Annotated in this window: 16 protein-coding genes; 7 read left to right on the top strand and 9 right to left on the bottom strand. The window is 69.0% G+C overall.

Annotated elements, in window-relative coordinates; all coding sequences use genetic code 11:
• Positions 1–649: 649 nt before the first annotated feature.
• Positions 650–1465 (top strand): inositol monophosphatase family protein, encoded by an 816-nt coding sequence (locus VG296_RS24095; RefSeq protein WP_325569387.1) that lies wholly within the window; start codon positions 650–652, stop codon positions 1463–1465.
• 198 nt (positions 1466–1663) lie between these two features.
• Here VG296_RS24095 and VG296_RS24090 read toward each other — a convergent pair whose 3' ends face one another.
• From VG296_RS24090 to VG296_RS24065, 6 genes are all read right to left on the bottom strand, one after another.
• Positions 1664–3271, bottom strand: coding sequence for an alpha-amylase family glycosyl hydrolase (locus tag VG296_RS24090; RefSeq protein WP_325569383.1), 1608 nt, complete (start codon positions 3269–3271; stop codon positions 1664–1666).
• Between the two features lie 36 nt (positions 3272–3307).
• Complete coding sequence (locus VG296_RS24085) at positions 3308–4132, bottom strand: carbohydrate ABC transporter permease (RefSeq protein WP_325569381.1); 825 nt, start codon at positions 4130–4132, stop codon at positions 3308–3310.
• A gap of 2 nt (positions 4133–4134) precedes the next feature.
• A complete protein-coding gene (locus VG296_RS24080) occupies positions 4135–5100 on the bottom strand; it encodes a sugar ABC transporter permease (RefSeq protein WP_325569379.1) in 966 nt (321 codons plus the stop codon).
• Positions 5101–5107: 7 nt separating this feature from the next.
• Positions 5108–6448 (bottom strand): ABC transporter substrate-binding protein, encoded by a 1341-nt coding sequence (locus VG296_RS24075; RefSeq protein ID WP_325569376.1) that lies wholly within the window; start codon positions 6446–6448, stop codon positions 5108–5110.
• 33 nt (positions 6449–6481) lie between these two features.
• Positions 6482–7702, bottom strand: a complete 1221-nt coding sequence (locus VG296_RS24070) for an ROK family transcriptional regulator (protein ID WP_325569375.1) — start codon at positions 7700–7702, stop codon at positions 6482–6484.
• Between the two features lie 161 nt (positions 7703–7863).
• The gene (locus tag VG296_RS24065) at positions 7864–9102 is read right to left on the bottom strand and encodes an ROK family transcriptional regulator (protein ID WP_325569373.1); all 1239 of its coding nucleotides are present in this window, start codon (positions 9100–9102) and stop codon (positions 7864–7866) included.
• A 148-nt stretch (positions 9103–9250) separates the two neighbouring features.
• On the opposite strand from VG296_RS24065, the gene VG296_RS24060 reads away from it, so the two are divergent.
• From VG296_RS24060 to VG296_RS24045, 4 genes are all read left to right on the top strand, one after another.
• Entirely contained in the window at positions 9251–11449 is a 2199-nt protein-coding gene (locus VG296_RS24060) for a carbohydrate-binding protein (RefSeq protein ID WP_325569371.1), read from the top strand.
• A 64-nt stretch (positions 11450–11513) separates the two neighbouring features.
• On the top strand, positions 11514–12080 hold the full coding sequence (locus VG296_RS24055) for a TetR/AcrR family transcriptional regulator (RefSeq protein ID WP_325569369.1): 567 nt from the start codon (positions 11514–11516) through the stop codon (positions 12078–12080).
• A gap of 117 nt (positions 12081–12197) precedes the next feature.
• Positions 12198–13229 (top strand): medium chain dehydrogenase/reductase family protein, encoded by a 1032-nt coding sequence (locus VG296_RS24050; RefSeq protein ID WP_325569367.1) that lies wholly within the window; start codon positions 12198–12200, stop codon positions 13227–13229.
• Between the two features lie 75 nt (positions 13230–13304).
• The gene (locus tag VG296_RS24045) at positions 13305–14108 is read left to right on the top strand and encodes a GNAT family N-acetyltransferase (protein ID WP_325569365.1); all 804 of its coding nucleotides are present in this window, start codon (positions 13305–13307) and stop codon (positions 14106–14108) included.
• A gap of 18 nt (positions 14109–14126) precedes the next feature.
• On the opposite strand, the gene VG296_RS24040 is transcribed toward VG296_RS24045, so the two are convergent.
• From VG296_RS24040 to VG296_RS24030, 3 genes are all read right to left on the bottom strand, one after another.
• Positions 14127–14957, bottom strand: coding sequence for a hypothetical protein (locus VG296_RS24040; RefSeq protein ID WP_325569363.1), 831 nt, complete (start codon positions 14955–14957; stop codon positions 14127–14129).
• Between the two features lie 36 nt (positions 14958–14993).
• Entirely contained in the window at positions 14994–15590 is a 597-nt protein-coding gene (locus VG296_RS24035; RefSeq protein WP_325569361.1) for a hypothetical protein, read from the bottom strand.
• 160 nt (positions 15591–15750) lie between these two features.
• On the bottom strand, positions 15751–16365 hold the full coding sequence (locus VG296_RS24030; RefSeq protein WP_325569359.1) for a TetR/AcrR family transcriptional regulator: 615 nt from the start codon (positions 16363–16365) through the stop codon (positions 15751–15753).
• A 126-nt stretch (positions 16366–16491) separates the two neighbouring features.
• Here VG296_RS24030 and VG296_RS24025 point away from each other — a divergent pair, with 126 nt between their 5' ends.
• Both VG296_RS24025 and VG296_RS24020 read left to right on the top strand, forming a co-directional pair.
• A complete protein-coding gene (locus VG296_RS24025) occupies positions 16492–16953 on the top strand; it encodes a cupin domain-containing protein (protein ID WP_349259674.1) in 462 nt (153 codons plus the stop codon).
• 58 nt (positions 16954–17011) lie between these two features.
• Positions 17012–17905, top strand: coding sequence for an alpha/beta hydrolase (locus VG296_RS24020; protein ID WP_325569357.1), 894 nt, complete (start codon positions 17012–17014; stop codon positions 17903–17905).
• Positions 17906–17948: the final 43 nt, after the last annotated feature.

The raw sequence follows: 17948 nt of genomic DNA, 5'->3' as shown, positions 1-17948 counted from the left end.
AGGTCTGCTTGTGTTCTGGTAGGTCGCAACAATATTGTCCCCGGATACCGCTGCTTCTTAGAGATCGAACTGCGAGCTGCCTAGCTCATCCAGCTGTGCTCCTGACCACGAGTACACATCGAGTTCCGAGGCAATTGAAGGTGAAATAGCAGCGAGCGGGCTGAGTCCTTTGCGGATCAGAAACCCATTAAGCTGCAATAGCATGCGCCCCTCCCGGTGGAAGTCTCTGAACAGCATGCCCACGCTGCCGTGGCGTCACCGTACTGCGACAGGCATGCGCGCGCTAGCGGCCACTGGCAAATGAAGCGGGCAATCAATGATCGGTTCGCACCTACACGCTCACTTCTAGAACTTTTGTTCTTTCGGTGCACTGCAGCCGGGTAATAAAGTGACTGATTGTAGGCAGAGTGGCGCACGTTGCACCAGCTGCTCCCGAAAGTCGTAGCGTATATCAACGATTGATCCACAGGGCCAGTCGTGCTCACCGCATTCGGCCATTCGGGGTAAGAAGAGCTCCCAAACATGCCGGTGAGTCACCCAACGTGGGGTACGGGTTGGACGTCTTAGCCTTGCCAGGCTCGCTCGAAGCTGTCGACGTAGGTGGAGAAGAGGACAGAATCGGTGGAACGGCGAAGGTGGAGGACGGGGGCTGCAGAGGCGGGCAAACCGTAGATGTGAGGATTGGCAAATAGCTGGTCATCTGCGCGGAAGACCGAGTTGTAGAGGATCGTCCGACCCTCGAGTCGTTGGTCCCGATCCCGATCCAGACTTGCTCATCCTGGTCGATCCTCTCGACACCAGCGAGTTGGCAGTCCGTGCCCTGCATGGGTACACGCACGTGATGCTCTACTCTCGATCTGCGGCCCGACCTGTTGTCGCCGTAGTCGGTGATATCTACCACCATCTGCAACTGTTCATCGGCTGTCGCCACGATGACGGTGAAGACCGTGCTTACCTCGTCACGGCCGACCAGGAGATTCACCAGCTGTGCACACGCGCTCCCGTCAGCCTGTCACAGGCTCTTATCACCAACTATCTGATGCGTCCTGCCGAGCGCCTGCAACCCATCGCACGCCAGCAGGCCCTGATCGATGCAATGACCGCGTCGGGTCCGGATGGGCCGGCGCGAGGCAGGATCGGTGTTGATTTCGGCTCGATCAGCCTCTGCCACGTCGCCTCAGGACAGACCGATGCGACAGTGGAGTTCGCCAAGGGCTTCGCGATCTGGGATCTGGCTCCCGGCCACTACATCCTGCACGCGGCAGGCGGAACCGTGATCGACCTGCAGGGAAAAGAAATGCCCCTCGACTACGGACTCGGCGACCTCGCGGATGTCGCCGCCGCGATGGACAAGCGACGCAAGTTCATCGCCGCTACTGGTAGCTCACTCGCCCAAGAGATCCTCGAACACCTTGATGCGCCTCCTGCTGAAGACCGATCGGGAGCGGGAGGGGCTGCTCCCTGAACCGGCCTGTCGGGTGGGCAAGCGGACCCGGTGCAAAGCACCGATACCCGCAGCAGATCGACGCGACGCCGGAACCGTCGGACACGATAGTCATCGCCTGCCAGCTCTCTCGAGCCGGTGGCGGACGGGGCGGACGGGGTGGGCGGCCGGGTGCGCGGCACTTCTCGCGCACCCGGCCGCGTTTCTCCCCCAGAGGTGTCAGAGCCGGAAGACGCCGAAGGCGAAGGGCGCTGCCTTCGCGGACGTCTCGGTGATCTCGACACCGTGGCCGCGCACGGGTTGGGCGGCGGCCAGATCGGGGCGGTCGTGGCGCAGGTCGACCGGGCGACCGGAGGGGTTGATCACGACGAGGAAGCGTCCGCCGCGGATGTAGGCGAGGGGATAGCCGTCGTGCAGGACCTCGAGGCTCGCGCCGGGGCCGAGTTCGGGGTTCTCGCGACGGAGGGCGATCAGGTCTCTGACGAGGTTGAGGAGCGAGTGCTCGTCGGCGCGCTGCGTGGCGGCGTCCGGGCGCCCGGGTTCGGCGTCGAGCGGGAGGTAGAGCTCGTCGGCGGGCGCTGTGGAGAATCCGGCGTTCGAGCCCTGATTCCACTGCATCGGGGTCCGCGATCCGGCCCTGTTGTAGTGCGGGCCGAGGACGCTGCCCTCCTTCTCCGGCAGGCCGGGCACGTAGCGCATCCCGATCTCGTCGCCGTAGTAGATCGCGGGCACGGTCGGGAACGTCAGCAGGAACGCGAACGCGGTCGGGAGCTGCTCGGCCGTGCGCGGCGCGCAGTGCAGGCGGGCGAAGTCGTGGTTCGCGGTCGGCAGGATGATATGGCCGGACTCGCCGATCGACTTCGCGGTGCGCTCGTAGGCGCGCAGGAACGTCGTTGCGGAACCTTCGCCCGCGGCGTCGAAGTAGCAGGGTCCTGCGGCGTGTTCCGCATCGACCGTGCCCTCCGGCGTCTGGAACAGCGAGCGGTACGGCAGTCCCCACCCCTCCCCGCCGAACTGCAGGAAGAAGTCGGCGTGGAAGCCGGCCGGGACCGCGACAGCCGGATCGCCCCACTCCGAGAGCAGCGCGGTTCCCGGGTGGGCGCGGTCGAGCCAGTCGCGCAGTTCGGTCCACAGCTTGCCGGTCTCCACGAAGCCGGGATCGTCCTTGACCAGCGAGGAGGCCATGTCGACCCGGAAGCCCGCGACGCCGAGGCCGAGCCAGTGCGCCATGATCTCGCGCAGCGCGGCACGGTTGGCGCGCGGGCCCTCGGCGTCCACGGACTGCCGCCAGGGCTCGCCGGGGTTCTGCCGCGCGTAGCCGAAGTTGAGCGCGGGCTGGAACTCGAAGAAGTTGGGGAGGTAGCCGCCGGGCCGGGTGCCGGGCGACGGGACGAAGCCCTCGGGCAGCTGGTGCGGACGGCCCCCTGTGCCGTCCGTCCAGATGTAGCGGTGGTCCGCCGGGTCCTCGGCCGACGCGCGGAACCACGGGTGCCGGTCCGAGGTGTGGCCGGGCACCAGGTCGAGCAGAACCCTGATCCCGCGGGCGCGGGCCTGCTCGACCAGCTTGGCCAGGTCCGCGTTCCCGCCGTAGCGCGGCGCGATGCTGAGGTAGTCGGACACGTCGTACCCGGCGTCGCGCATCGGGGAGGCGAAGCACGGGTTGAGCCAGACGGCCGTGACCCCGAGCCACGCGAGGTGGTCGAGGTGCTCGGCGACGCCCCGCAGGTCGCCGATGCCGTCCCCGTCGGAGTCCGCGAAGGACTGCGGGTAGATCTGGTAGAGGACGGCGTCGGTGAGCCAGCCGGGTGCGGTGGTGGACGCGGACACGGGTGCGGTCTGACCTTTCGGAGAGGGGGAAGGCCGTCAGCCCTTGACCGCGCCGGCGGTGAGTCCGGAGACCACGGCGCGGCGGAAGACGAGGACGAGGATGGCGATCGGGAGCATCGCCACCGCGGAGGCGGCGAAGATGGTGCCGTACGGAGTGGTGAACTGCCCGCCGAACAGCGCGATGCCGACGGCGATGGTGCGGTAGTGGTCGGAATTATTGAGTGTCAGCGCAATGATAAACTCTGTCCACGCGGCGACGAAGGTGAACACGCCGGCCGTGAACACGCCCGGCAGCGCCTGCGGCAGGATGACCTGGATGACGGTGCGCAGCGGTCCCGCACCGTCGACCCGGGCGCTCTCCTCCATGGCCTTGGGGATGCCGAGGAAGAAGTTGCGCAGGATCCAGATCGCGAACGGCAGCATCAGGGCGGTGTACGCGAGTACGAGGCCCTGGTAGCTGTTGAGCCAGCCGATGTCGCGCAGGAGCAGGTACAGCGGTGCGACCACGGCGATCGTGGGGAACAACGAGATCATCAGCAGCGCCGTCATGATCGCCGTCTTGCCGCGCATCGGCAGCCGGGCGAGCGCGTAGCCCGCGAAGGTGCCGAGGCCGAGCACGAGCACGGTCGTGGCGACGGCGACGATCGCGGAGTTCATCAGGTACGTGCCGAAGTTGTAGTTCGAGAACGCGTTGCCGAAGTTGGCGGTCGTCGGATGCGGCGGCACGGCCGCGGCGGAGGTGATGTCCGCCTGGCCCTTGAAGGCCGAGGCGACCATCCAGTAGAGCGGCAGGGCGACGAACGCCGCGATGGCGACGGCGGCGATGTTCGTGCCCAGATTCTTGGTGCGTCGTCTGGCCATGATCAGTCCTCCTGCTCGCCGACCTGGGTGCGGAATACCTTGAGGAACACGAGGCAGACCACGAGCACGACGATCGCCGTGCTCGCCGCCACGGCCGCGCCCGGCCCGAATTCGAGGTCGTTGAAAAGCACTTTATAGCCGAGCACTGCCAGCGACTCGGTGCTGGTGCCGGGACCGCCGTTGGTGAGCACGTACGGCAGGTCGAACAGGCCGAAGGCCTGCAGGATGCGGAACATCACGGCCACGGCGAGGGCCGGTCGCAGCAGCGGCAGCCGGATCTTCCAGAAGATCGTCCAGCCGCGCGCCCCGTCGACCCGCGCCGCCTCGACGACCTCGCCCGGGAGCATGACGAGCCCGGCCAGCACCATGATCGCGACGAACGGCGTGGTCTTCCACACGTCGGCGACACCCATGGCGATCGCCGCCTGGGTCGGCGTGCCCAGAACATTGAGATCGTGCACGCCGACCGAGTTCAGAATCGCGTCGAGCACGCCGTAGACGCCGTTGTAGATGTACGCCCAGAGCTGCGCCGACACGACCGTGATGAGCGCCCAGGGCAACAGCAGCAGCGCCATCAGCCAGCCGCGCCCCACGGTGAGCCGTTCGAGCACGAGCGCGACGAGCGTGCCGAGCACCATCTCGATCGTGACGGTGACGACGGTGTAGAGCGCGGTGAACTCGAGGTCGTGCCAGTAGCGCTGCGACCCGAACAGGATCGAGTAGTTCTTGCCGGTGACCCCGCTCAGCTGGAAGCCGTTGCCGGTCACGTTGACGTTGCTGAAGGACATGATGATCGAGAAGACGATCGGGAAGAGCATCACCGCGGCGACGACCAGCAGCGCCGGCGACGCGAACCCCCAGCCGAGCCGGGCGGAGGAGCGTCGCAGGCCACCGCGGCGCGGTCGACGGCTGTTGCCGCCGACCGCGCCGGCCGTCTCACGGGGCCCGTGAGTATCGACGACGGTCATTCGCGGATCACAGTCCGTTGCTCGACAGGGCCGTGTTGATCTGGCTCGCGGCCGAGGTCAGCGCGGCGGCCGGGCTCGACGAGCCGGACAGGGCGGCGTTGACGTTGTTGTAGATCGCCTCGCTCACCTGCGAGTACTGCGCGACGAACGAGGGTCGCGCGTTCAGCTTGTTCTTCGCCGCGACCGGGAAGGCCGGGTTGGTGGCCTGCACCGCCGAGTTCTGCAGCACGCTCGCGACGGTCGGGATCTCTCCGCCCTGCTCGGCGATGATCGTCTGCGCCTGGGCTCCGGTCATCCACTTCAGGAAGTCGACGTCCGCGGCGAGGTTCTTGCTGTGCGGGTTGACGTACAGGTTCCAGCCGCCGGTCACCGAGTAGCCGGGGGAGGACTGCCCGGCGAAGGTCGGCAGGTTCGTCACGCCGACCTCGCCGACGACCTTCGAGGTGCCCGGGGTGTTCGAGTCCGCATACGCGTACGTCCAGTTGCGCAGGAAGGCCACCTGGCCGGCGGTGAACAGCGACTCGGACTGCTGCTCCTGGAAGGTGGTGATCGCGGACGGCGCCACGCCGGAGGTGATCAGGCCTCGCATGTAGGTCAGCGCTTTCTGGTCGGCGGCCGAGTCGATGGTGGCCTTGCTGCCGTCCGAGCTGACGGTCGAGCCGCCGGCGTCGGCCGCGAACTCGGTGAAGTCACAGGTCAGGCCCTCGTATGAGTCGAACTGCGCGGCGTAGCCGTACTTGACGTCGCCGTCCTTCTGCAGCGTGGCGGCCTCGGACTGCAGCTGCTCCCAGGTCGTCGGCACCGGCAGGTGCGCCTTGGCCAGCAGGTCCTTGCGGTAGAACAGGAACGCGTTGTCGGTGAACAGCGGCACCGCGTAGGTCTGACCCTTGTAGGTGAGGCTGGTGACCAGGCCGTTGGAGAAGGTGTTCCAGTAGGACGAGCCGAAGTACGAGTTCAGCGGGAGCGCGAGGCTCTGCTTGCCGAACTGCGCCGGCCAGACCACGTCACCGTTGTAGACGTCGAAGCTGCTCGAACCGCCCGATATCTGCGTGATCAGCGTGGAGCGGTAGGTGTCCGAGTCGCTCGGCGCCTGCTCCAGGTTCACCTTGATGTTCGGGTAGGCCTTCTCGAACGCGGTGATCAGCGTCTTGCGCACGTCCGTCGAGGTCGGGCCGAACTGGTTGGCGAACCAGGTGATCGTGCCGGAGGCCGATCCGGTCACCGCCGGCGCCGCCGTGCTGTTCGAGGACGAGGAGCACGCGGTGCCGAGGGCGAGCACGGCGGCGGCGGTCACGGCCGTGGCCGCGTTCCTGCGCTTGTTCGTCATGTTTCTCTTCAACGCTGTCATCGAGATCGCTTCCTTGCGATTCGGGCGGCGGGGTTACGCCGCGAGAGGTGAGGGTCGTGCTGCGGGCGGGTGGTGCTTCGACAACAGCGGGGCGCGGACGGTAGCCCGGAGCACCAGGCAGGCCGCGCCGCGCGTCCACATGTCGTCGTCCACCGGGTCGACCAGGACGGTGCAGTCGGCCGCGGCGGTCGAGAAAGCGTGGTGGGACAGGGCGTCGTGCACGGCCGGACGCAGCAGGTCGTACACGGACACCCCCTCGCCGGCGAGGATCACCAGTTCGGGGTTGATCAGGTTGCACAGGGTCGCCAGCCCCCGGCCGAGCGCGTCGCCCGCGGCGGCGAAGGCGGCCCGCGCCGCGCGCGTCTCGGCCGTGGCCGGCTCCGTGCGGGCGAGGTCCGCGGCCGACTCGATGTCCGGCAGCGCGAGGCCCACGTGCCCGAGCCGGGTGAGCACGGACGCCGAGCAGGCCAGCGCCTCCAGGCAGCCGCGCCGTCCGCAGGTGCACGCCGGGCCGGCCGGGTCGATCGGGATGTGGCCGAATTCCGCCGCCAGGCCGGAGGATCCGGTGAACAGCGCGCCGCCGACCAGCAGTCCGCAGCCGATCCCGGCGCCGATGGTGACCACGGCGAAGGTGTCGGACTCGCGGCCCGCGCCGAACCAGCGCTGTGCGACCACCAGGGCATTGACATCGTTGCCGACGATCACCGGGAGCCCGGTGGCCGCGGCCAGCGGCGCGGCGACGTTCACGTCGCGCCAGCCGAGGATCCCCGAGTAGCGGCAGAGCCCTGACGCCGCGTCGACGTGGCCGCCGAGGCCCACGCCGACGCCGAGCGTGCGCGCCGTGCCCTCCGGGATCGCGCCGAGCAGCCGGCGCACCAGCCGGCCGGCCGCGGTCAACGCGGTTTCCGGCGCGCAGCCGTCGATCTGCAGCTCGGCCCGCGCGAGCACCCGCGCGCCCATGTCGGTGACCACGCCGGACACCACGTTCGGCGCGATCTTCACGCCGACCACGAGATGCCGCTCGAGGTTGACGCTGAGCAGCCGCTGCGGACGGCCGGGTCCCGCGGCGGGGCCAGGTTCGGCCTCCTCGCGGATGTAGTCGGCGTCGAGCAGCGGCGGCAGCAGCCGGGTGACCGTGGAGGGGGAGAGGCCGAGCCGGGCGGCCAGCCCCGAGCGGGAGATCGGGCCGGCGGTGAGCACCTGCCCGAAGATCTCCGCCCGGGTCGCCTCACCGAGCAGTTCGGTCGCTCGCATCCGCGCTCCCCTCAGGACCTTGGCACGTCCCGGTGACCCGGGCGTGCCACGGAGTATGGCGCGACTGATTTTCGTGAGTCAAGAAATAAATTCGGCTTCATCGAGTCGTGATGTTCGCGCGATCGTGCGGTGACCGGAGTCGGGAGGCGAATGAGAGGGCGTCAGGCCTGGTCCGCGCCGACCGCGTCGCGGATCACCAGGCAGGCGGCGCCGCGCGCCCACAGCGAATCGTCGGTCTCGTCGACGATCAGTTCGCAGTCCGCGGCGGCGGTGGAGAAGGCGTGCGCCCGCCAGGCACGCGTGCAGGCCTCGCCGAAGAGGTCGAAGGCACCGGCCCGTTCGCCGGCGAGCACGATCCGTCCGGGATTGACCAGATTGCACAGGGTCGCCAGCCCGCGGCCGAGCGCGTCGCCCATCGCTTCGAACGCTGCGATGGCCCGGGCGTCGCCCTCCCGCGCGGCCGCCACCGCGTCCTCGATCCCGGTGCAGTGGCCGCCGTTCTCGGCGATCCGGCGCAGTACGGCGTCGTCCGAGGCGAGTGTCTCCAGGCAGCCGCGATTGCCGCAGGTGCACGCGCGTCCGCCGGCCTGCATCGGGATGTGCCCGAGCTCCCCGGCGAGACCGCCGACGCCGGTGACCAGTTCGCCGCCCAGGAACAGGCCGCAGCCGACGCCGGGTCCGACCGTCACCAGCGCGAAGCCCTCCACATCGCGGCCCGCGCCGAACCAGCGTTCGGCGACGGCCAGTGTGTCGACGTCGTTGCCGATGACGGTGGGAACGCCGGTGGCCGCGGCCAGCGGCGCGCTCACCTCGACGTCGGTCCAGCCGAGGACTCCGGAGCGCACGACGCGTCCGTCCGCCGCCGCGACGTGACCGCCGAGACCGACGCCCACGCCGATGAGCTTCTCGCGCGCCCCCGCGTGTCCGGCGAGCAGATCCCAGACCACCGCCGCGGCCGCGGACAGCGCGGCGGACGGGTCGTGACCCGCCGTCAGCGGCCTGGTGCGCTGCCCGAGCACCTGCGCGCGCAGGTCGGTGAGCACGCCGGTGACCGCGCCCGGGCCGATCTTCACGCCGATCGCCGCGCGCCGGTCAGCGGCCACTTCGAGCAGCCGCTGCGGACGGCCTATGCCGACCGAGTGCTCCCCGGTCTCGCCGACGAACCCGGCCTCGATCAGCGGGTTGACGACCTTGGTGACGGTGGACTGGGAAAGCCCGCTGCGCTGGGCCAGCTGGGTGCGGGAGAGCGGGCCCGCGGTGAGGATCTCCGCGAACAGCCGACCGCGCGTGGTGTCCGCGCCGCGGTCGACGGAGCGCGGCGTCGCGGAGAACCCGATCGTGATCCGCTCGCTGCCGGCCGTCATCTCGCGCTCGCCACCTGTCCGGATGCCCAATGACATACTTTCTCCGGTCATGATAGGCCGCCCGGACGCCGTGAGCTGGCCCGTTGTCGGAGATTTTGTTTCTTGACAAGAGAAAATAGCTCGGCCACACTCAACTCCGCGCGCACACCGCCGTGCGCCGGCCTACGGCATGGAGGGGTCAACGATGAGCATCTCCCGTCGAGCTTTGCTGCGCGGAACCGGAGTCGCCGCGGCCGGCTCGCTGACCGCGCTGGCGGTCGGCGGCGGCCGCCGCCCCGCGGTCCCGCTGAACGCCGCTCTCGCCGCGGCGACGCTCCCCGTGACCAGCCGCAACAGCGTCTACACCCGCTCCGGACCCGGCCCGCAGTACTGGTCGCCGTACAGCTGGAACTACGCGAACAACGCCACCCTCACCGAGAGTGTGTGGCAGGAGAACATCACCTGGGTCGCCGACAACCTCGCGCCCTACGGCTACACGATGTGCTGCACCGACGGCTGGGTCGACTACACGCAGACCACGAACTCGAACGGCTACATCACCAGCTACAGCGACTCGTGGACCAATGGCTGGGCCTACTACGTGACCTACCTCAAGAGCCTCGGCATGAAGCTCGGGGTCTACTACAACCCGTTATGGGTCGCGGCGAGCGCCGTCAAGGACACCTCGATCACGGTCGTGGGCACGAGCATCCCCGTCGCGGACATCGTCACCTCCGGCGACGTGCTCAACTCCGATGACGAGATCTACTGGGTCAACGTCAGCGCGAACGGCGCCAAGGAGTACATCCAGGGCTACGTGAACTACTTCAAGGACATGGGCGTCGCCTTCCTGCGCACCGACTTCTGGTCCTGGTACGAGTCCGGCTACGACGCGAACATCGGCACCGTCGGAGTCGACCACGGCAGCACGGACTACGCCACCGCCCTGTCCTGGGTCGCGGAGGCGGCGGGGGACGGCATCGAGATCAGCGTCGTGATGCCGAACCTGTTCGACAACGCCGGCAATGAGATCCTCTACGGCGACTCCGTGCGCATCGACGCCGACATGACAACGGGCGGCTGGTCCTGGCTCAGCGGCGGACGGCAGACCTGGCAGAACGACTGGAGCCAGTGGTACAACCCGTTCCTCGGCTTCACCGGCTGGTCGCATCTGTCCGGGCGCACCGGGCTGATCCTGGACGGCGACTTCCTCGCGATGAGCAGCTTCGCCTCCACGGCCGAGCGGGAGACCGCGATCAACCTCTTCACGATCGCCGGATCCCAGCTCGCGATCACCGACCGCGTCGACACCATCGGCAGCGACCTCAACCTCTGGCAGAACACCGCGGTCCTCGGCCTGCGTCGGCAGGGGCTGGTCGGCAAGCCGTACTTCTACAACGGCGACCTGTACTCCTCCGACTCCGGTTCGCGCGACTCCGAGCGCTGGGCGGGTCAGCTCCCTGATGGTTCGTGGGTCGTCGCGCTCTTCAACCGCAACGATTCCAACACCGTGACCAAGACGATCAACTTCTCCAGCGATCTCGGCCTGACCGGCACCGCGACCGTCTACGACCTCTGGGCTGCCACCACGTCCAACGGCCAGAGCCAGATCTCGACGTCGCTCGCTCCGCACGCCTCACAGATGGTGCACGTCGTTCCGACCGGCGTCAGCGTGAACACGTACCAGGCCGCGTTCGCCAACTGGGGCGGCGGCGCGATGTTCAACAACGACCACACCGGCTACGGCGCGATGGGCTTCGTCGACAACCTGCAGGCCGCCAACGCCGGGGCCGCGGTGACTTTCGCGGTCGACGCGCCGAGCGCGGGCACGTACGCGATCACGTATCGGTACGCGAACGGCACGGGCTCGACGAGCACGATGACCGTCGGCGTCGGCGACGAGTCGGGCAACGTCGTGATGGCCCCGGTCACCGTCGACTTCGCCACCCTCGACACCGCGTGGACGACCTGGGCCTCGGTCTCCGGCACAGTGACGCTCACCGGCGGCACGAACCTGATCACCGTCGCGCGCACCAGCGGCGACACGGCAGCGATCAATCTGAACTACATCACTGTGGCCAACATCCCGTCCGCGCCGGCGATCTCCTCGATCTCGGCGAGCTCCGCGTCGGCCGGGCAGCAGGTCACCATCACCGGCACGAACTTCGGCGCGAGCCAGGCCGGGCGCTACGTGACCTTCGGCGACAACAGCATCAACTGGGGCGGCCCGATCGATCTGGCCCTGTTCACCATCGACAGTTGGAGCAATACGTCGATCACGTTCACGGTGCCGAAGCCCTCGGGCCCGAGCAACGAGTGGGCGGTCGCCTCCGGCACTACCGCGAGCGTTTCGGTGACCACGAGCGGCGGCACGTCGAACACGGTGACACTCGGGATCTCCTAGCGCTTCTTCGAGCGCGACCGCCGGCGGGCTTGACGCGGGAAAGTGTGAGTGGTTTATTACTCCTATGACGAACGAGCGAGCCCGCCAGCTGTCCACCGCCGAAGCGCGCCGCGAGACGGTGCTGCGCACGGCGATCGGCACCTTCGCGGCCCGCGGCTACTTCGGAACGACCACGACCGAGGTCGCGAAGGAGGCCGGGATCTCGCAGGCGTACGTCTACCGGCTGTTCCCCAACAAGGAGTCGCTGTTCGTCGCGGTGGTCGAACGTTGCTTCGTCCAGGTCCGCGGCTGCCTCGAGCAGGCCGTCGCGGATGCGGACGGCGGTTCGGCGGACGTGGTGCTGGCCGCCATGGGTGACGCGTACGCCAAGCTGATCACCGACCGCGATCTCGTGCTCATCCAGCTGCACGCGCAGGCGGCGGCCGTGTCCGAGTCCGCGGTGCGCGACGCCGTCCGCCGGGGATACGCGCACGTGGTCGAGTACGTGCGCGGCGCCTCCGGGGGAGATGAGCACGAGATTCAGAACTTCTTCGCACGCGGGATGCTGTGCCACCTCGTCGTCTCGATCGGGGCCGACGAGGTGGACGCTCCCTGGGCACGGACCCTGACCGTCGACATCACCCACTACTGACCGTCGAATCGCCCGCCGGCCGTCGGCGGGCGCTTCTTCGGCCCGAAGAGTGAGTGTTCAACCACACATACCTGATGCATCCGAACGAACAAGACATCCGAAAGAAGGAGAACCGCGATGGAACTCGAAGAGCGCGTCGAAGTGATTCTGCCCGGCAAGGTCGAGCCCGAGGGGCTCGAGCTGCGCCGCGGCCCGGTGCCCGAGCCCGGACCGGGGCAGGCCGTCGTCCGCATGGAGGCGACCGGCGTTTCCTTCGCCGAGCAGCAGATGCGCCGCGGCCGGTACTACGACCAGCCGCCGTTCCCGTTCGTGCCCGGATACGACGTGGTCGGCACGGTCCAGGCCGTCGGTGCCGGGGTGGATCGCGGCCTCGTCGGCACGCGCACAGCGGCACTGACGAAGGTCGGCGGTTGGGCCAGCCACGTCCTGCTCGACGCGGCCGACCTGGTCGAGGTGCCGCAGGGACTGCGCGCGGCCGACGCGGAGACCGCCGTCGTCAACGGCATCACCGCCTGGCAGATGCTGCATCGCAAGGCCCGAATCCGCCGCGGGCAGACGATTCTCGTGCACGGCGCCAACGGGGGAGTCGGCTCGATGCTCGTCCAGCTCGCGCGCATCGCCGGAGTCCAGGTCATCGGAACCGCGTCGGCGCGGCATCACGACGCACTGCGCGCCATCGGCGTGACGCCGGTCGACTACCGGACCGAGAACGTCCCCGCACGGGTGCGGGAGTTGGCGCCTCGCGGCGTCGACGCGGTGTTCGACCACATCGGCGGCCGCAGCGTCATCGACTCCTGGCATCTGCTCGCCCCGGGTGGCACGCTCGTCTCCTACGGCACCGCCTCGACCCGCGACGACGTGGGTTCCAAGCAGTGGCCGGTACTCAAGATCCTCGGGCGCGTCTGGACGTGGAACACCCTGCCCAACCGGCGCCACGCCTACTTCTTCAACGTCTGGGCAGGCCGCTCCTTCGCCAAGAACCGCTTCCGCACCCGCCTGCGCGCCGACCTCACCCAGGTGTTCCTCGCCATGCGCGACGGCGACATCACCCCGACCGTCGCCGCCGAACTGCCCCTCGCCCAAGTCGCCGAAGCACTCCGCCTCGCCGAATCCGGCACCGTAAGCGGCAAGATCGTCCTCACGCCCTAGCGCTCGGCCCGGTCCGTCCCCGGCACTGGTGAAAAGCCGTCGCGGTGCGCGAGCCGGCTGGTTAGTCTGCCGTGCATGGTTTCACTTGCCCGACTCCGTCTGAATCCTGCCGAAACCGGGCCGGCGCTGCGTGCGCTGTGTGCGTGGACGCCGGTCGACGTTCCGGGCGGAGGGCTCCATCCCGGGGACGTGGGGTGGCATCTGCGGTTCGAGGATGCGGGCGTCTTTCTCTGGATTGATGACGAGGTGCCGGTGGCGGTCGGCTTTCTCGACAGCTCGGTGCTTCGGGTGACCGCCGCGCCCGGCGCGGATCTCGTGGCGCTCGCGGCCGATGCCGAGGAGCTGCTCGAATCCGGCAACGCCGCGTCCGACGGACTGGCCATACCCGGATGGGAGCCCGAACCGGGGGAGTCCTGGCTCGCGTTGTCGTGGACGCCGCGGCCGGTGTCGAGCCGCGCCGAGTCGGTCGATGAGGCTGATGCAGCGGATCGGGTGCTGGTGCAGCGGGCCGCGTTCGCGAAGTCCACGTTCACCGTCGAGCGGTGGCACACGATGAAGCGGTCGCCGGCGGGCGGGCTGGCGGTGGAGGCGCTCGTGCGCACGCCCGCGGGGGAGCCCGCGGCCGCCGCGACCGGATGGTTCGCGGGCGAGGGTCGGTGCGGGCTGCTTGAGCCGGTCGGCACTCATCCGGACCATCGCGGGCACGGCTATGGACGCGATGCCGTGCTGGGTGCGTGCGCGGCCCTGGTCGATCGAGGCGCGAGTGCGGTCGCCGTTGTGGCGATGTCCACCAACGTCGCCGCGGTCGCGCTGTATCGATCGGCCGGATTCACCGTCGTGCGCGAACATCGCGACTGGGTTCGCGCACGACAAGCTTGAGCAGCGCGCCCGCGTCGCTCAAGCGGTGAGGGCCTGCGCGTCGTCGATCTCGAGCATGCTTCCGCACTTCGCGCAGACGAGACGGCTCGGGCCCAGGGGGATCGGCGCCATCCCGCACTCCTTCAGGTGACCGTCGATGGCGGCCTTCACGCGATCGCCGCCAGTGTCGCTGAGCTCTGTCTTGGACTTCAAGTAGTCCGGACGTTGGCCGCGCTCCTCCGCGCTGCCGGCTGCGGAGGCTGCACCGGTGCTGCCGTGCATCTGCCCGAACGGCACCGTCGAGGCCTGCTGCGACTCCTCCTGCGCGACGGCTCCGGCTCCGCTCAAGGCGGACTCGCCGCTTCCGGGGGCGCTCAGGTCGGCTTCGCCCGGCGAGCTTTCGGACAGCGGGGCACTCGTCATGGGACTGCTGAACGTGCCCGGCATGCCGCCCGATCCGTAGGACGTCAGGGGACTGCTCGTCGCGCTGGACAGGCCGCTCATGGCGTAGCCGCTCATCGCGTAGCCGCCGCCCAGCAGCGACGACTGGGCATCGCTGAGTATGGATTTGGACCGGCCGGCGAGCTCCGTCTCCAGCTGAGACACGTTGTCGGCCTGCGTGCGCAGGCCCTTCGCGGTGTCGTCGGCGAAACCCTTCGTAGTCGAGGTCACGTCGGTGACGATCTTCTGGACCGTACCCATGGCGATCTGCGAGATTGCCCCGGAGATCCCGGTTCCCGAACTGCTGAGCGGGGTGCTGGTGCCCGCGGACAGCGTCGCGCCGTGGTCCGCCTGCATGGCCCCGTAGCCCTCGATGACGTTGGCGGCGGCGTGGTACTCGTTCGGATCCAGACTGAAACCGGTGCCCATGGCCGGCATCCCCTCTCTGTGTCTAAGCAGCCTGACTCAAGAGCCAGCGGACTGTGTGGACTGTCCGGACCGGATGCCCGGGAAGATCATGCCCTCGACCGCGTGGGCGATCGTGTCCTCGAGCGGGTTGGCCACGGCCTGCAGCAGCCCGCTGATCACCTGCTGCGCCAACTGGTTCAGCTGCTGCTGCACGGCGGTCTGGGTGCCCTGGACGACGGCCGGGATGGTCGCCTCCGAGGCCCCGCCGGTGATCGCCGCGGAGGCCTGCGCGGCGAGGATCTGGGCGGCCATCGCCGTCAACGCCGCGATGATGGCGCCCTTGACCACCACCACGACGTCCGCCGCCGCGTCCAGCGCTCCGGCGAACAGCTGGCAGCCCTGGACCATGTCCGTCATGTGCGTGCTCGAAGCCTTCTGCCAGCCCGCGCGCAACGCGTCGTAGGAGTCGCCGTGGGTGGTCGAAGCCAATGACTTGACCTTCGCATGAGCCGCGTCATGCGTGTCCCGCGTGTTGTCGGCGTACGTCCGGATCTGGGTCGCCCAGTTGTGCAACTGGTCCTCGTCGATGTCCGGCCATGGGATCCCCAGCATGTTCAGGCACCAGGTGAGCTCGCTCGGCAGCTGGATGCTCAAGGCGGGAACCTCCGCTCCGTGTCAGTGTCCGGTCTCCACTTCGGTGTGCAACGCGAGCATGGCAGCGGACTTCCGGGACCGGTCCCCGGCTTCGCGCGGAGCTACGATTTCCGGATCGCCGCCTTCCGGATCGCCGCCTTCCGCATCGCTGCCTTCCGGATCACTGCCCTTCGGAGTCCCGGAACGGCTGCGCGCCGGGGGCCATGCCGGCGATGTAGATGTCGACGATGCGGCGCGCGTTCTCGCTCCAGTTCGGCACGTGCGGCAACTGCTGTGCCAGGAGCGCGCCGAACAGCACGAGGTCGCGGGTGCGCACGTCGCCGCGGATCGTGCCGTCGTGCCGTCCCCGGTGCAGCATCGAGCCCATCGTCCGGCGCACCTCGGCCTGCAGGAGGTCGGTCTCCCGGTCGGCCGCGAGCGGACCGCCGTGCAGCGGCAGCACGAGGTCCGGGCCGTGCTCGATGGTCTGATCGAGGAAGCGGCGCACCGCCTCGATGCCCGGCTGATCGGCCTCGGCGGCCCTGGTCGCCGCGTCCAGCACGAGTTGGAAGGAGCGGTACGTCAGGGCTCCGAGCAGCGCCTCGCGGGACGGGAAATGGCGGTAGACGGTGCCCACCCCGACCCCCGCTTCCGCCGCGATCGTGGCCATCGGCACGCCGGTGCCCTCGCGTCTGACCGCGGCGGCGGCCGCGGCCAGCACCCGATCCCGGTTGTCCGCCGCGTCCCGCCGCAACTCCCGCCGCCGGACGCCGTCGTTCGACTGTGGCTTCGTCACGGACCCGATGATGGCACTTCGGGGCGCCCCGTTCGGGACCCCGCGGGTGTCATTGACAGCCTGTTAAGCGGACGATATCGTCCGCTTAGCGACTTGATCAGCTGATCCGCACCTGAGGAGTTCCTCGTGAGCATGGCCTATATCGCACAACCAGAACAGCAGCAGCAGCTCGAATGGCTCGACGGCGGCACCCTCGCCATGCTGCTCGACGGCAAGGCCACCAACGGCCAGTTGATGATCGGCCGCTTCGACGTCGCCGAGGGCGAGGCGCCGCCGTACCACACGCACACCAAGGAGGACGAGGTCTTCCTGCTGATCAAGGGCACCGCCCTGGTTTGGTGCGACGACGAGGAGTACGAGCTGTCCGAGGGCGGCGTCGTGTTCCTGCCCAAGCAGATTCCGCACGGTTACCGCATCACCTCCAAGAAGGCCGACCTGCTGATGATCAACACGCCGGCCGGGATCGAGGGGATGTTCCGCGAGACCGGCCGGGACAAGGCCACCCCGCGTCCGGCGGACTTCCAGATCAAGCCCGATCCCGGGATCGCCGACAAGTACGGCAACATCATCGTCGGCCCGCCGCGCTGAGGTCGCTGACCGCGCTCCGTCCGTCAGCCCGCGCCAAGCAAGCCCGAGAGGCACCACCATGACCCAGCAGCAGCGCCAAGCACTCGACGAGATCCTGCGGCACGCGCCGTTCGACGTCGGCGGCGAGATCACCGAGCAGCGCGGGATCTTCCACGAGATGATCGCGGCGGCACCGCTGCCCGAGGACGTGTCAGCCAAGCAGGGCGAACTCGGCGGCGTGCCCGTCGTGACCGTCGAGACTCCGGGGCTCGACCCGTCGGTCGCGGTCCTCTACTTCCACGGCGGCGCCTACGCCCTCGGCTCGGCGCTCGATTCCGTGGGCCTCGCGGCCGATGTCGCGCGGCGGGTCGGGGCGCGGGCCATCTCCGTCGACTACCGCCTCGCCCCCGAGCACCCGTTCCCCGCAGCCATCGAAGACGCCGTGGCCGCCTACCGCGCGCTGCTCGACGGCGGCGTGCCCAGCGAGCGGATCGCGTTCGTCGGCGAGTCGGCCGGCGGCGGCCTGGTCGCCGCGACGCTCCTCGCCCTCAAGGACACCGACCTGCCGCAACCGTCCGCGGCGGCGGTCTTCTCCCCGTTTGTCGACATGACCGTCTCCGGCGCCAGTGCGACCGGAAAGGCCGCGGTCGACCCCGCGCTCACCCCGGAGGCCATGCGTATCAGGGTGCGTGATTACCTCGGCGACCACGACCCCGCGTCGCCGCTGGCCAGCCCGATCTTCGGTGATCTCACCGGCCTGCCGCCGCTGCTCATACAGGTGGGCTCGCACGAGATCCTGCTTGACGACGCCGTCCGGCTCGCCGCGCGCGCCGGCGCCGACGACGTGCCCGTGGAGCTTCAGGTCTGGCCTGGAGTGCCGCACGTCTTTCAGGGCTTCGCCGGCATGCTCGACGACGCGGACCGCGCCTTGAACTCCGCCGCCGAGTTCGTCAAGCGCAACTGGGCCGGCTGACCGACGGTCCCTACCGCCTGTCGGGCGCGATCTCGGGCCAGCG

It is taken from the genome of Actinospica sp. (genome assembly GCF_035552695.1).
Taxonomy (GTDB): domain Bacteria; phylum Actinomycetota; class Actinomycetes; order Streptomycetales; family Catenulisporaceae; genus Actinospica.
The sequence above is the reverse complement of the archived record's forward strand: the minus strand, read 5'-3'. Positions and strand labels throughout refer to the sequence as shown.

Bases quoted from the DNA above. Each gene is read 5' to 3' on its own strand.
- VG296_RS24060 (WP_325569371.1), top strand. From the start codon at position 9,251: ATGAGCATCTCCCGTCGAGCTTTGCTGCGCGGAACCGGAGTCGCCGCG.
- VG296_RS24055 (WP_325569369.1), top strand. From the start codon at position 11,514: ATGACGAACGAGCGAGCCCGCCAGCTGTCCACCGCCGAAGCGCGCCGC.
- VG296_RS24040 (WP_325569363.1), bottom strand. From the start codon at position 14,957: ATGGGCACCGGTTTCAGTCTGGATCCGAACGAGTACCACGCCGCCGCC.
- VG296_RS24020 (WP_325569357.1), top strand. From the start codon at position 17,012: ATGACCCAGCAGCAGCGCCAAGCACTCGACGAGATCCTGCGGCACGCG.
- VG296_RS24050 (WP_325569367.1), top strand. From the start codon at position 12,198: ATGGAACTCGAAGAGCGCGTCGAAGTGATTCTGCCCGGCAAGGTCGAG.
- VG296_RS24070 (WP_325569375.1), bottom strand. From the start codon at position 7,702: ATGCGAGCGACCGAACTGCTCGGTGAGGCGACCCGGGCGGAGATCTTC.
- VG296_RS24080 (WP_325569379.1), bottom strand. From the start codon at position 5,100: ATGACCGTCGTCGATACTCACGGGCCCCGTGAGACGGCCGGCGCGGTC.
- VG296_RS24045 (WP_325569365.1), top strand. From the start codon at position 13,305: ATGGTTTCACTTGCCCGACTCCGTCTGAATCCTGCCGAAACCGGGCCG.
- VG296_RS24065 (WP_325569373.1), bottom strand. From the start codon at position 9,102: ATGTCATTGGGCATCCGGACAGGTGGCGAGCGCGAGATGACGGCCGGC.
- VG296_RS24075 (WP_325569376.1), bottom strand. From the start codon at position 6,448: ATGACAGCGTTGAAGAGAAACATGACGAACAAGCGCAGGAACGCGGCC.
- VG296_RS24085 (WP_325569381.1), bottom strand. From the start codon at position 4,132: ATGGCCAGACGACGCACCAAGAATCTGGGCACGAACATCGCCGCCGTC.